The organism is Campylobacter sp. BCW_6466, from assembly GCF_001762835.1.
In the GTDB taxonomy this organism is placed as follows: domain Bacteria; phylum Campylobacterota; class Campylobacteria; order Campylobacterales; family Campylobacteraceae; genus Campylobacter_D; species Campylobacter_D jejuni.
In genome coordinates, this window is sequence record NZ_MJXO01000018.1 from 1 (window position 1) to 770 (window position 770).

Genomic DNA, 770 nt, shown 5'->3' on the forward strand with positions numbered 1-770 from the left:
CATCAGCCCAACACTACAAATTGTCTTATGAAAAAACAGAGAAAATTAAGAGGAGTTAATAAATGCTAGAATTCTTTATTAATCTTTTAATATTTATTCTTATATTTTTCTTTTTTGTTTTTATATTTTCTATTATTTTATATTTTATCTTTAAAATTTTTTATAAATTAAAAAATAAAACAAAAACTATAAATTTTAAAACAATATTTAAAAAATTTACTTTGTTTCTTTTACCTGCATATCTTTTATTATTCTTAGTAGGAGGATGTTCTTATAAATATATGGATCCGCAGTATTATGAGTTTAAGAGCTTGTGTAAAGATATAGATAATAAAGTAATAATTTACAATAAAGCTTATTGGGAAATATTCAGCAATAGAGAAAAAGGAAATACAATGCATGATGAAAAAGGAGAATTCTTTTTTAATCAAAAAATAAATAAAAAAATATATTTTGATCTTAAAAAATCAGAAAGCATTAATGTGTTGCAAAAAAATAAATTTACTTTAACAGAAGTTACATTTGAAGATTATTATGATGGTATTCATTATTCAACACACTTATCTTATATTTATAATGATTATGGTATATTTTTGGGAGGTGATGAGGGTGCTGGATTATATTTTAGATATCATAAAAGACTGTATTGTGAAGATACTAGATAAAAAATTAGAAAGATAATTTGAGATTTAGATTTTTGGAATAACAAATGAGCAAAAACATTAAAACACAAGAAGCTAAATTAGACTTAATCACTAAATTTCTAGACT

General features: G+C 21.4%; 1 protein-coding gene. It reads left to right on the forward strand.

The features are described from left to right. Positions 1-395: 395 nt before the first annotated feature. Positions 396-665: a hypothetical protein gene (locus tag AJ887_RS10120; RefSeq protein WP_186820924.1), complete on the forward strand. Its 270-nt coding sequence runs from the start codon at positions 396-398 to the stop codon at positions 663-665. Positions 666-770 lie beyond the last annotated feature (105 nt).

What these genes read in the sequence shown, in the direction of transcription:
- AJ887_RS10120 (WP_186820924.1), top strand. Translation starts at nt 396, where the DNA reads ATGCATGATGAAAAAGGAGAATTCTTTTTTAATCAAAAAATAAATAAA.